This is a genomic window from Kiloniella spongiae (genome assembly GCF_001026905.1).
Taxonomy (GTDB): Bacteria; Pseudomonadota; Alphaproteobacteria; order Kiloniellales; family Kiloniellaceae; genus Kiloniella; species Kiloniella spongiae.
Map to the genome: position 1 here is coordinate 479568 of NZ_LAQL01000003.1, position 13446 is coordinate 493013.

General features: G+C 44.7%; 11 protein-coding genes. 5 read left to right on the forward strand and 6 right to left on the reverse strand.

Annotated features, from left to right (window positions below):
• Positions 1-55: 55 nt before the first annotated feature.
• Positions 56-1312, forward strand: coding sequence for an ABC transporter substrate-binding protein (locus tag WH96_RS06205; RefSeq protein WP_204248138.1), 1257 nt, complete (start codon positions 56-58; stop codon positions 1310-1312).
• A 9-nt stretch (positions 1313-1321) separates the two neighbouring features.
• The gene (locus tag WH96_RS21230; RefSeq protein WP_053005736.1) at positions 1322-3217 is read left to right on the forward strand and encodes an ATP-binding protein; all 1896 of its coding nucleotides are present in this window, start codon (positions 1322-1324) and stop codon (positions 3215-3217) included.
• Positions 3218-3252: 35 nt separating this feature from the next.
• Here WH96_RS21230 and WH96_RS21235 read toward each other — a convergent pair whose 3' ends face one another.
• A complete protein-coding gene (locus WH96_RS21235) occupies positions 3253-7242 on the reverse strand; it encodes a DNA topoisomerase (RefSeq protein WP_053005737.1) in 3990 nt (1329 codons plus the stop codon).
• A gap of 261 nt (positions 7243-7503) precedes the next feature.
• Between WH96_RS21235 and WH96_RS06220 the strand changes: the two genes are divergently transcribed.
• Together WH96_RS06220 and WH96_RS06225 are read left to right on the forward strand one after the other, a co-directional pair.
• Positions 7504-7953 carry a terminase small subunit gene (locus WH96_RS06220; protein ID WP_047763204.1) on the forward strand — a complete coding sequence of 150 codons (450 nt, stop codon included), beginning with the start codon at positions 7504-7506 and terminating at the stop codon, positions 7951-7953.
• Between the two features lie 57 nt (positions 7954-8010).
• Entirely contained in the window at positions 8011-9474 is a 1464-nt protein-coding gene (locus WH96_RS06225; RefSeq protein ID WP_047763205.1) for a hypothetical protein, read from the forward strand.
• On the opposite strand, the gene WH96_RS06230 is transcribed toward WH96_RS06225, so the two are convergent.
• From WH96_RS06230 to WH96_RS06250, 5 genes are all read right to left on the reverse strand, one after another.
• A complete protein-coding gene (locus WH96_RS06230; RefSeq protein WP_053005738.1) occupies positions 9456-9758 on the reverse strand; it encodes a hypothetical protein in 303 nt (100 codons plus the stop codon). The two genes, WH96_RS06225 and WH96_RS06230, sit on opposite strands and share 19 nt — an antisense overlap.
• A 62-nt stretch (positions 9759-9820) precedes the next feature.
• Positions 9821-10171 carry an NINE protein gene (locus tag WH96_RS06235; protein ID WP_047763206.1) on the reverse strand — a complete coding sequence of 117 codons (351 nt, stop codon included), beginning with the start codon at positions 10169-10171 and terminating at the stop codon, positions 9821-9823.
• A 19-nt stretch (positions 10172-10190) separates the two neighbouring features.
• Positions 10191-10553 (reverse strand): hypothetical protein, encoded by a 363-nt coding sequence (locus WH96_RS06240; protein ID WP_047763207.1) that lies wholly within the window; start codon positions 10551-10553, stop codon positions 10191-10193.
• 244 nt (positions 10554-10797) lie between these two features.
• Positions 10798-12000, reverse strand: a complete 1203-nt coding sequence (locus tag WH96_RS06245; RefSeq protein ID WP_047763208.1) for an alpha/beta hydrolase — start codon at positions 11998-12000, stop codon at positions 10798-10800.
• Positions 12001-12110: 110 nt separating this feature from the next.
• Positions 12111-12404 (reverse strand): hypothetical protein, encoded by a 294-nt coding sequence (locus WH96_RS06250; RefSeq protein ID WP_047763209.1) that lies wholly within the window; start codon positions 12402-12404, stop codon positions 12111-12113.
• A gap of 69 nt (positions 12405-12473) precedes the next feature.
• On the opposite strand from WH96_RS06250, the gene WH96_RS06255 reads away from it, so the two are divergent.
• Positions 12474-13394, forward strand: coding sequence for a hypothetical protein (locus WH96_RS06255; RefSeq protein ID WP_047763210.1), 921 nt, complete (start codon positions 12474-12476; stop codon positions 13392-13394).
• The last annotated feature ends 52 nt before the right edge of the window (positions 13395-13446 follow it).

Below are 13446 nucleotides of genomic sequence, written 5' to 3' on the forward strand. Positions count from 1 at the left end.
GTTTTCTGTTTAGGGTGGTATGGGTAATTATTTTAATTAATACAAGGCGTTATTAATGTCCCTTAAAGGTTTAAGTGCTTTCAAGGAAACTTTACCAAAAAAGCTATTCTTCATTGGATTTTGTTGTTTAATTGCTCTTACAACGAAGCCAACGATCTCTCAAGAAACGTCTAATGACATCAAATTACAGGCGAAAAACGAACTGATTTTTGGTATGTCGACCGCCTTATCTGGCCCCGCTGCTGAACTTGGTAAAAATATGCGTCTTGGTATACAAATTCGCCTGGAACGCGAAAATATCGCAGGAGGAATTGCGGGGCGCAAAATCAGATTGATTGCCTGGGATGATGGGTATGAGCCAGAGCGCACAATTCCGAACATGCGAGACCTTATTAATCAGGAAGACGTTTTGGCTGTTATTGGAAATGTAGGCACCCCGACAGCTATATCAGCTATTCCGATTGTGAATGAAGAAAAAACGCTTCTCTTTGCTCCCTACACTGGGGCTGGTGTTTTAAGAAAAAATCCCCCGGATCGCTATGTTATCAACTATCGTGCAAGCTATGCAGAAGAAACGTCTGCGATGGTAAATGCCTTGATTAAGGAAGGCGGATTGAAACCAGATGAAATTGCTTTTTTTACGCAACGAGACAGCTATGGTGATGCTGGATATATCGGTGGTATCACTGCTTTGAAAAAGCATGGTTTAAAATTGGAAACGGATATTGTCCATAGCCGATACGAAAGGAACACACTGGTTGTTGAGAGTGCGCTGGCGGATATTTTGTTGGCTGATCCCCTACCAAAAGCGATTATCATTGTTGGAGCTTATGCCCCGTCAGCCAAATTCATGAAACTCGCCCGCAGTGCAGGGTTGAATAGCCTTTTCCTGAATGTGTCGTTTGTGGGGAGTGCCCCACTGGCCAAAGAGCTCGGCAGTGAAATGAAAAGGGTAATTGTTACTCAGGTTGTACCTTATCCCGAAGATCTGTCCGTCCCAATTGTGCGTGCTTATCACGATGATATGAAAAACTACGGCAGTGGTCGAAAAACATCTTTTGGTAGTTTAGAGGGATACATTGCCATGGAGATATTGATCAAGGCGATGCATGATGTTGACGGTCAACCTGGTCGGGAAAGTATTATTGATGCGCTTGAAAATTTGAGGGAATTTGAAATTGGGTTGGGGCACAAGCTTTTTTATGATCGGAAAAACCATCAGGCAAGCCATAAGGTTTGGTCAACCATTTTAAGGCAGGGTGAATTCGTTCCCTTTGATTGGAAAAACATCCCATCATTATTGGTTCCCTGAGGCGTATTAATGACCGAAGATAGTCATGTAAAAAGAATAAAACGAATGCTGTGGGCATTGATTGGCCTGAGCATTGTTATTCCGCTTGTGGTTAATCTTTTCCTGGGATGGGGCGTTGTTAATCAACAAGAACAAAAGGGGTCATTAATAGAGCGGGAAAAGATTTTTAACGAAGATGTTTTGAATATTAATGAGAAAATTAGAACTGGTATATTCGAAATAGAACGTTTGCTGGAAACTTCTGAACGGACAAAACCTATTGAAGGTATCAAGGCTATAAGAGGGTTAGAAGGTGCTATCAATGGATTGTCTGTGAATAATAATACGCAACTCCAACAACTTAAAAATTCTCTTAAAGAACAATCAAAACAGCTTCTGGGAGTTCTGTTTAAATCAGCGGACTGGCGTGGACGGAACGATCGGATTTTTGAAAATATTAGCCGTGATGTAACTCTTAATGATGTTCGCGGACACCTAACAAAGATCCAGGTACTCATTAATGCCGTTATCGGGAAACTACGGTTGGATATGGTACTTTCGCTGAAAGAATATGAAGAACGGGAAAAGAGCGGAATCTCAAAACAGGCTGTTGATAAGATTATTAGCGAGCACAAGGATTTATTAAGCAGAAATGTTGGCAACCTTTTAACTGAGCTGGCGGATTTACAGCGGTTGGTAGAGGTTCTGTCCGGAGAGAAAGATTACGACCGTTTGTCGGATATAAAAGACAATCGTCTAAGGCCAAGTTTTGAACGTCTTGAAAGAGCTGTGCGTTCTATTAACCTTGGTACTAATGTAAATAATGACTTAGATAATGAATTGTTAGGACTAAAAGCAAAGCTCCTTGGAGCAGAGTATATTGGCAAAATCACACCAAAAAAAGATGTTGATGTCAGCCTTTATTCTGTTATGCAGGATTACTTGGGCTTACAGGTTCGGAACAAAGAGCTCCAAGATGAGTTAGATAGCATTCTCGTTACGTTGGATCAGGACTGGGTATCTTTTGTCAACATAACACGCAATATACATGAGCTCTCTGTTGTGAAATCCAATGAAAATTTATCCCGGACTTGGATTACCGTTTCGATGATCAGTTTATGGGGCGGTTTGATTTTCCTTGTGGTGATCTGGTTGATATTCAAAGCCGTTTCAAAACAGGTTGAGACACTTAGTAACCTGAGACGCCAAGCAGAAGCAGCCAGTCAATCCAAAGATAATTTTCTGGCGTCCATGAGCCATGAGTTGCGGACTCCTTTAAATGCAATAATCGGTTTTTCCGAGATTATGAAAATGCAGGCTTTTGGTCCACTGGGAAATGACAAATATATTGAGTATTGTCAGGATATTAAGAGGTCCGGTGCCCATCTATTGGACATAATTAATGACATTTTGGACGTTTCTGCGATTGAGGCTGGGTCTTTCAAGGTAAATGAGGGAGAGTTTATTTTTGAAACGGCCCTGAACGAAGCTGTGTTGATGGTCAAACTGCAGGCAGAGGAAGAGAACGTCAAGCTTTGTAATGATGTTCAACACCAACGATTGGTGCTTTTTGCCGACGAGAGGCTGGTCAGGCAAATTATTATGAATTTGCTGGTTAATGCCGTGAAATTCACCCCCAAAGGTGGCACGATCTGTATCCGGGATAACTTTGAGAAAAATGGTGATTATCACCTTGTTATAGTTGACACTGGTATTGGTATGGATGAAGAGGGGGTTGAAACTGCGTTGACCCCGTTTGGTATGGTCAGAAGTGCTTATGACGATAACACAAAAGGGACCGGTCTTGGATTACCATTGGCCAAACGGATGATGGAAATTCACAATGGAACAATTGAAATAAAATCAGAACCCGGACAAGGAACTGAGGTCATGCTGATCTTTCCTTCTGAAAGAGTGCGCGGTTAAATTTTATCCCGTACATAGTGGGTGCGATTGAGGTTTTAACCCGATTGTCCGATCAAAATAACTCGTTCTGAAGCCGTTGATAAACCCTGAAGTAAAGTGCTTCTGAATGCAGTATCTAGCATTACTTGTGTATGGGAAACAGGGGCCTGCATCGGAAGTATCAGGATTGTTGCCGGGGATTGCTGATTTGGGTTTTTGCTGACAGGAAGCGCGTAGGCGAGGCTTATGACATCGAGTTCTCCAAACGCAAAGTCATGATTCTTGCCAGCGAATTCGATCGTTATCCGCCCCTCATCCAGATATCCCTTTTCGTCACTGGTTTGAGGAATATCATCACGGGTGATATCCTTAATAAAACCAATATCACTTGTGGTTAGATCCTTTTCGCAATCACTTTCTTGCAAAATAACTTTATCGCCAACTTTATATCGAACACCAAACCTCTGTAAGTTGAGACTATGCTGTTGATCGTTCAGCAGATTTTGAAGCTGAAACGTCAGGTTTTGTGGCCCAATCATTTGTTTGGCCATGCTTATGACCTGAATATCTTTTATGGGATTGTATTTAAAGCTCTTGGGTAAACGGTTCTTGATAACTTCGACCAGTTTCCGTTGTGTATCCTGCTCATTCTCGGCAGGAATAAAATAGAAACTGCCGGGGCTTTGCGTATCAGAGGTGTAGCTGATGTTTTCGCCAATGCTGAGTTTTAATGTGTTCTGAGCAAGTTTGTTATCTTGAAATTTTGTCGATAACTGATCAAGGACCAGTTCACTGTGATCAACTGTCTCAAGAAGTCTGGTTAGAGGTCTGCCAGTCCCGGAGAGCAAGCTATCTTGCCGAGTTGAAGTGATGGATAAGTGACTTTTTATCAAGAGCAGGGCTGTGGTCTCTGACAAGGAGTCAAGTACAGCCAGTAGAGTTGAATGATCCAAGAGATCTGCCTGATCGATAATCAGAAGCTGACAATCCAATGGTTTTCTTGTGTTACGTTTGTAGCTTCTATTCTTTGTATTGTATTCAAGCAGCTTGGTTACTGAAACTGTGTCTGTATCCAGTGTAGAACTGGCTCCCTTTACCTGAGTAGAAGAAGGAACAGCAATTGTTGTTGATATATTTTTCGCTGTAACGATCTTGGCAAAGGCTTTGACAATGTCCTCTTTGCCTGTTCCGGGAACGCCTTCCATGACGGTGAGTTTGGTTTTCAACAACTTGGCAACAGCGCTTTTTTGATATTCCGTTAGATCAATTTTATCGCGGTTGACGACCCAGTCTATTGCTTTTGTCGTATCAATTTCTCCCCAGGGCACAATGCCTTCGCACAATGTGCTTAAACGCTTTTTGATTTTTGTATTAGCTTGCCAGTCCTGTTTCAGGATCAAGAATTCTTGAGAGCTTCCTGTCGCATCTTTTTCTTTGTAGCTATGTATGTGTTTGGCTTCGATTTCTTTCGTCATCGCCAGCTCAAGAATATCGGTCGGGATTTCCAGACGTTTATTCAGCAGTGCCAGAAGATTGTTTTTTTCCCGAATATCATCAGCCTGAGAAAGCGCGTAATACAACGCGGCACCAGCCCGCTCCAGACAATGCGCTTCCCGTCCAAGTTTGTGGGCTATGCTATCAGGAACATCAAAGGGAATAGATTTTGTATTCCGGACGATACAATAGGGATTGTCTTTGAGTTTCGATATTGTGTCTTTTCCGAAAATGTCGAAAAGACGGTAGGACCGGGCAGGATCAACACTGTGATTGTGCAGGAAAGTAGCAATTTCAGAGAGGATCTTTCTTTCTTCGGACCATTCTTCCAGAAGCTTAACCTTCCCCTTTGGCAGGGATGTTTCTGTTGCAAGCTTTTCGGGTGTTTCCAAAATCACCTTTAGCGCATCGGGGCCAAAGCTTTCAACCAGTTGCTTTGCGGCCTTTGCTCCTAGCCCTTTGATCATGCCGTCAGAGAGTTGCTTTTCAAGGTTTTCGAGAATTTTCTCTGGACTTGGTCCTTTCCCGCCGAGGTGCTCGTCCAGAAATTCACGACAGACGTTAAAATCGGACGTATAGTCCTTGGGAAGCTTTAATCCCTTGTTTTGGGCAACGGACTTTGCCGTTTCTTTCATCTTGTCCGTTGGCTTGCCTTTACCCGCATTTTTCGGCATTGCCACGCCTGTATTGATTTTAGGTGCAGTGGCTGCATTGGTCTTGAGAATACCGATAAGGCGTTCTGTGTCATTGCCGATATCGTCCCAAACCTGTCGAGCGGTCTGTTTCCCCTCGAGTACATCATCCAGATTCATTTCCCACATGGCAGTGACGCCGGGATCAACCAGTTCAGGGGCTGCGGTTTTCAGTGTCTTATAAAGGGTAAGGCCTGCGTCTGTTGGGATAATGTGTTTTCCGCTCTGGGCCAGAAAGTTTTGCAGTTTTAGCCCTGTGATCACGGCGGCGCGTGTCGCTGGTGTTCCGATGCCTTTGGCTTCTTTCAGACGCTCCTTTAAATCCTTGTTTTCGACAAACCGCCAGGCATTCTGCATGGCATCAATCAAAGTCCCTTCGTTGTAACGTGGCGGTGCTTTGGTTTTCTTGGTATCTGTTGTGACAGGAGAGAGAACAGCCATGTCTCCGTCCTGAATGGGCGGAAGTTCACCTGCGTGATCTTCCTTTTTTTCCATGACATCAGTATAGACAGCTTTCCACCCCTGTTCTTTGGGGATGTTACCCGTCACTTTGAAATCCAGAAGGGTTTCTTTATCTTTCCCAGCCTCTTCATCACGAAGGGTTACAGGAACTTCCATTGAAACGCTGGTTGATTCATAGACGTAATCTGGCATCAGGATCGCGAGATAGGAGCTGGCAACGAGATCGAACATACGCTGTTCGTCCTGGGTCAGGCGTGCATAGATGACTTCTACACGGTCCATCGTGTTTTTGTTGGGAACAATCGCGTGGTGAGATACGCCCTTCAAACCTGCATCAGAAAAGTGGCCGGATTTTCCCTTGCGAACTTCTGGGGATGACAGATCGATCCCCTGGTATTGTGGAAGCTTGGTCAGTCCCTGAATAATTTCACGGATGTCGTCTATCTGGTTTTCTGCCAGATACCGGGATTCAGCACGGGGATAGGTCTGAATTTTCTTACCTTCCCCGTCGTATAGTTCCTGAGCAATGTTTAGTGTTTTGTCGGCGCTCCACCCCCAACGGCGGGCACATATTTTTTGCAATTCAGGCAAATCAAGAAGACGCGGCGGTTTCGTTTTCTTGATTTTCTTTTCTGTTTTGAGCGGACCTTCATAGCCTTCAACAGCTATGCGGAGTTGTTCTGCCTTTTCCGGGGTCAGAATACGGTCCTTGGGGGCATGACGAAGGTCCAGTTCGCCACTTTCGGCCTTTGCCGTTGCGACAAGGTGGTAATAATCCTGAGGGGTGAAATCAAGGATTTCTAACTCGCGCATGCAGACAATTGCCATGGTCGGTGTCTTAACACGGCCGATACCAATTGCGCCGTATTGTCCGGGCTGTTTGAGGGCAACAGTGGCTGCGCGGGTCAGGGATAGATTATAAACCTGATCCGCTTGCTGGCGGACAACAGCGGCTTGACCCAGATTATGGTATTTGTCATTGGGTTCCAGGTTGTCGAAAGCTTGCCTCAGGGTTTTTTCATCTTGCGCGGTGAACATGGCGCGCTGAACCTGTCCGGCGAATTTATAGTGTCGTAAAATCTCTTCGCCAATAAGCTGGCCTTCGCGGTCACAGTCGGTTGCGATGATGACACGCTTGGCGGTTTTTAGCGCCTTGGCAATGGCTTCGAGTTTGTTTTTTGCGGATGGTGACGCATCTGGTGCTGGGCAAGTTGGATAAAAATCATCGGGCTTGAGTAAATCAAATGACCAGCGCCCCCAGCTGCTTTGAATCTGTTGCGGTTCCTGCAAGCTTAACAGGTGCCCTTCTGCGGGAAGGATTTGCCCGTATTTACTGCCGATTGCCGCTTGAACATCGCGCTTTTGCGAAGTTTTTTCCGTAATAATAATGGTGGACAATCTGAAACCCTTTACCGTCACTCAACTCTAGTATGCTTTTACCGTAAAGAGGGGTTCGGGATAAAGCCTCTCTTTTGAAAAAGTTTGTTTGTTGAGGGTTGGATTGGGATTTTCTTGTAAATGGATTTCGTTGGTCGGTTTTAGATGAATTGTTCGGCTTACCTGTCGGGTATAAAATAGGGGTGGGAAAGTGGGTGTGATTCCCGTTTTAGGGGCGCATGTGCCCTATCCCATTCTGTTTTACATCTGGTGGGAGGAAAAATGAGTGATCCGGATCTAAAGCAGCAGCTTACCGAACGGCAAAAAAGGTTTGTTGAAGAATATCTGGTTGATTTGAATGCGACGCAAGCCGCCCTTCGGGCAGGGTATAGTCCTAAATCAGTTAAGCAGAGTGCCAGCCGAACACTGAAAAATCCCTTGGTGCAAGATGCCATTGAACAGGCAAAAACTGCGCGATCCCAACGATTACAGGTCGATGCTGATTATGTCCTGAAGGGGGCTGTGGAGTTATTTGAACGCTGTATGCAGCGCAACCCGGTTGCGGATGCTGATGGTGAATACAAGTTCCAGCACACGGGGGCGGGAAAAGCGTTGGAGATTATCGGGCGACATGTGTCGGTTCAGGCCTTTAAGGAAAAGGTTGAAATGTCGATTGAAAATGAACTGGTTGATCGCCTGATGCGGGGGCGTAAGCGACTGAATAATAAGTAGATTAAATAAGTCAGTGTTATTTTTACTATTTTTTCCATCTGATTATAGAGGTATCTGATGACCCACGGGGTTGATCTGGATCTTGCCGAGGATTGTGCGCAGTTCTATGCCGATCCGCTGGGGTTTGTGCTGTGGGCCTTTGACTGGGGACAGGGCGAATTGGTCGATTTTAAAGGCCCGCGCGACTGGCAGTTGGCCTATCTGGAAGATCTGGGCGTGCAAATCAAAGAACGCGGGTTTGACGGCCTTCACCCTGTTGCCCCCATGGATATGGCAACGGCATCTGGCCATGGTATTGGGAAATCAGCGATGTCGGCCTGGCTTATTCTCTTTATTATGTCGACACGCCCTTTTGCCAAGGGGGTTGTGACATCCAATACAAGTGATCAACTGCGCACCAAGACTTGGGCCGAATTGGGGAAATGGCATAAGCGCTGTTTAACGGGGCATTGGTTCAACTATAGCGCCAGTAAGGGGAACATGGCGCTGGTGCATAAACGTCACCCTGAAAGTTGGCGGTGCGATGCACAAACCTGTCGTGAGGAAAACTCTGAAAGCTTTGCCGGATTGCACGCCGCGAATTCGACGCCCTTTTATCTCTTCGATGAGGCATCAGCCGTGCCTGATAAAATCTGGGAGGTTTCAGACGGAGGCCTGACCGACGGTGAACCCATGCGCTTTGTCTTTGGCAATCCTACACGAAACTCCGGACGCTTTTTTGAGTGTTTCAATCGGTTGCGCCATCGCTGGAAAACCAGACAGATTGACAGCCGGACGGTGACCGGAACCAACCAGAACCTGATGCAGCAATGGGTTGAGGACTATGGTGAGGATAGTGACTTTGTTCGCGTGCGTGTCCGGGGTGTATTCCCAAGAGCAGGCTCAACCCAGTTTATCAGCAATCTTATTGTCGAAGAGGCTCTAAATCGCCAACTTTCGGCTCAACCACAAGATGCTATCGTCATTGGTGTTGATGTTGCCCGTTTCGGTGATGATCAATCGGTAATTTTGGTGCGTCAGGGACGTAAGGTGCTGGAAATCAAAAAGTACCGCGTGGATACGATGACACTGGTCGGACATGTGGTTGAAGTCATACGCCAATATCGTCCTGATGGTGTGTTGGTGGACGGCGTGGGCGTTGGTGGCGGCGTTGTCGATCGTATGAAGCAATTGGGTCATGACTGTATTGATGTGAACGCCGGAGCCAGAGCGCAGGACCAGAAGACCTACATGAACAAACGCGCTGAAATGTGGGGCGAGATGCGCGATTGGCTCAAGGGTGGTGATATCCCCACTGATGATCGGGAGCTTGAAACCGACCTCACAGCTATTGAGTACGGCTTTGATGCCAAGAACAGGCTGCAGCTTGAGCGTAAGGAAGACATGAAGAAGAGGGGATTGCACTCACCAGATGTAGCAGATGCATTGGCGCTGACCTTTGCCGAGGATATCGTGAAGTGGTCAGAGGATGACTACGGCGATATGGAGGTTGCTATCTCGGATTATGAGCCGGGGGGGTAGATTTTTTTTATTTTTAGATTAAGTCTTTCAAGTTCGGGGACCACTAGCTTTTTCCCACCTTTAAATTCGTTCCACTTGAGTGGGGTTGGTTTTCCTTTTTTTAAATTCACATGACCATAAGCAACTCCATATATTGCTTTTGAGGCATAATCATTCTTATCATACTCAAGCAGATAACGAGTAGATCTACCGAACCCATAATTTTTCAAGAATGTTGTCTCGCCTAAATTGTCACATTCATCTATTGCTTTTTTGACTGCGTCTAATGTGATGCGTTGTTCCATGATTCTCTTCCTTATTGAATGTAAAATTCTGAGCTTCACAGATGAATGAGTCAAGGTTGCGCCTAATCGAACGCCTCAACCTGTTGTTGTGTAGAGAAAGTTTTTTTACGATTTTTTTTGACAGCAAAGAAGACCCAAAAGAGATCTACGAGAAGGAATAGCCCCTGAAAGAGAAAAATAAACCCTATATAAGTTGCTAACTCTGCTAAGTGCATGTCTAGAGCGGGGGATATGTCCTCAAACTCTTGCCCAAATGGAACCGATGACATCATATAAACGAAGATACCAAGATTAATAACGCAGCAACTTACGTAGATCATAGCTGTCTTCATACGCCCCAAATACCACCGATGCCCACCGAAGACACCAGTGAACAGCCAGAGTAAGTACGCTATGGGGAGGGATTTATTCATGGGGGGCTCATTACACTAATTAGTAAGCGTCCACTATTAGATAGATTGTTATTGCTACGAACCAAAATATACAAGTAAAAAGCACTAGGGGAATGTTTTCTATAAAGTCTCTTGCGTGACTTTTTCCTATCGTGGGTTCTGTACTTAAAAGTCTCCCCATTCTAAGATCTCCGTGATCAAAGCCGCTGAACTGATAGTAAACGACTAAGATCAACCCTCCCCAAAAGTCTAAATAAGGGTATTTAATATCTAAGATAGCAACTTCTGTGTTTAATATATTTTGACAGAACTCTGCGGCAAGTACACCAGATACCCCAAACCCTGCCACTCCGAAGATATAAACGACAGCTAGATTAAGGATTTTATCAAACGCTTTCCGCATCAAGATGGATTCCCCCAAACAAAGAAGGAAGAGGGCAAGGGTTAGAAGGAAATTTATATAATTTATTTTGCACTAGCTCAACCAAGATCAATGAGTAGGTGAGGGTGACTGCCAAGGGTATCGCCAAGCTTGGTGAGTTGTTTGAGAAAGAAGAGGTGAGCAGTGTGCCGCCGCCTTCGTTGGGTGGGAGTGCGCATACGGTTATCTAAAGCTAAGGCCCTTCGGGGCCTTTTTTATAACTATTTTATTGAGGACATCTGCGTAAGGCAGCGTCTTTACGTCTTTGCCATTCAAAACGACTAGATTCAATCGCTTTTGGTAGCGACCAAAATCCTTTATCGTTACTCAACGAAGCTGTCCTTTTCTCGATGTCTATACCTCTCATGACACTAGTTATGTCTATGAGTGTACTTTCCATTTCTGCATAATATGAGTGGCCAAACAGATTGAATTTAACACCATTTACTTCAATGGCATCAATACCCCTTAAGTTATTAATAGATGTTAGTTTTTCTAAATCACTGCTATCCCCTAGCCTGGGATGCCCAACATGAACGCTTTTTGATGTTTTTAGAGGGTTATCATTATTTGAAGCGTAAATTGTGGTTTTTCTAGATAGTGTTTGAAATTGAGGTGAAATTACATTTTTGAAAGTTTGAGTATCGATATCCGCACCTACTAAAATAATTTGATTAAAAAGCTTACTTTTTTTAGGTTCTTGTATTCTTATTTGCTCAAGTGCTTCTCCTAATAATCCAGCTCCCAAACTATGAGCTAGAATGAAAACATTTTTGGATTTTTTATTCTCGGTAGCTAAAAGTAAAAAGTCTGCGAGATCTTTTTTAGCCCATTCTTTATTCGTCCAAGCTCGTAAGTAGTCTGACGGAAGATCGAAACCTTTTGTAGTACTCCCTGATGGCCAAGAAAAAATTACAGGAGTTAAGGTTAAGTCTTTTGATTCTAAGTCAGTTGTCAATTGGGCGGCTCTGAAAATGGCGTCTTCAAAAGTATTATTATAACCATGAATGTATATGAAAAGGGCATCACCTTTAGAGTTTCTTACCGCTGCTTTAAACTCTGAATAGTCTAAATTGCCAGAATTGATTATTTGAAAAAAACACTCATCAGGATAGAAAAAAGAACTAACAGATCTCCTTTCTATTTTAGTTTTTTTATGTGACGGAGGGATGAGGACGTTCTTGTATCCAAGCTCAATTGAGTTTTTTCTATCAAAGGTATTAGATCTTTCGTCCAGATAATCAGCGTTATTAAGATTGGATTGTGGGTCTCTTTTCCGATTAGTTCCGTATAGCACTTTTACAATGTTTGGTGGGGGTTCTGAGGTGACTATGCTTAACAGTTTTGAATCATAAATTTGGGGACTAGCGTTCTTATTCTGGCCGCATCCAAATACGAAAAGAAGCATTACTAGTAGCAGAAACTTCATAATGATTATCCCCTAATTTATATGTATCCCATTGCGTTCTAACTCAATATCTCTTATCATTCTCGCGGGCTAGTTCGCCCAAAGGCTCTGCAGACGCAGGGCCTTTTTTGTTATGTGTTTGGGTCTTTTGGCTTGGCGTAATGCCAGCAATCGCTCTCATCTGATAGATTACATGCTTTGACTAGGGTTACTCGATCAGCTTGCTCTTGGGTGATTGCTTGGCAGTGTCTTCCGTCTCTAGAGCAGACTTGGATCGGCGCCTTAGCGCTCATGATATCAATTGATGCATCAATTGCATCTAGGCTTTGATCAAATGCAAATGTCGCCCCCATATCTACGAATGGGTCTGTTTGGCAGGAAGCTAGAGATGCGGACAGCAACAAAACACTAATTCGAACAAACATAACAACCCCCGTTATCTGCTCTTATGATGAGAGTGGAATCAGGAAGAGTCAACTATAAGGAGTTTAGAAATGGCAGCAGGACCAAGTGGAAAGGGCAATGCAGACGCAGCAAGCGGACGGGGAGGAGGAAGCTCGAACCCGGATAGAGATAGCCCTCGTGGTGGGAATAACAACAAAAGAGACTGGAGTGCGCGCGGTGGCGGGTTCTCAACCAAGAACAAACCGGGGTTTAGTAAAGCTAAAACAAAAGCTAAGAAAAGAAGAGGCTTTCAGCCCACACCAGCCCCGGAAGATGATGAAACTTTTAGTCACCCTAATGGTGTACAATCCCCTGAAGCCCGTCGGGAATATGCAGATCGTTATAATCGAGCAAATGGTATAGGTAAGTATTCAGGTCGCGGACAAGACTATGGAAGGAAAGTCCCTGACCATATACTTCAAGGCTTAAGCATTGAAGAGAAAAAGGCTACCGCTGAGAATATCGCCCCCGAACGCAGTTTTGGCAATTCAGTTGGTAATTTTTTTAGTGGGCGGCTTGGGCAAAATTTCGCAAAAGCTGGACTAACAATCAATAATGCAGGAGAGCTTGCATACGAGGAGGATATTAATCCGGTTGGCTATGCAGCCGGGCAGGCCGTGAAGGGGTTGACGGGAAGCGGTTTTCTTGGGGGGCTTGCTGGTAAAGCTGTGTCGAGGTTCGGAGGCGCAATCTCACACACAACATCCGCCGAAAAAGTAGATCAACGTGCAGACGCCAATGGAGACAACCGCCAACGAGCTGGTGCTGGTGTTGGGCAGGGGAATAGAGCAGGGAGCGGATTTCTATCTGAAAAACCACTCTTCGACCGCGCCCAGCAAACACTCTACCCACAGCAGGAAGAAGACAAGCCGCAGCTAGGCGTAGGTGTGAGCCAAGGCAAATCCAAGGTCAGGAGAGCGCCGCAGTTGTCTGTGCTGAATGTGCGCAGGCCTACGTTTGGGAGGGGTTAAGGGATAATTTTTTTCTTATGAATTGTTTCTTTGGTAAAAACACTGACAATTA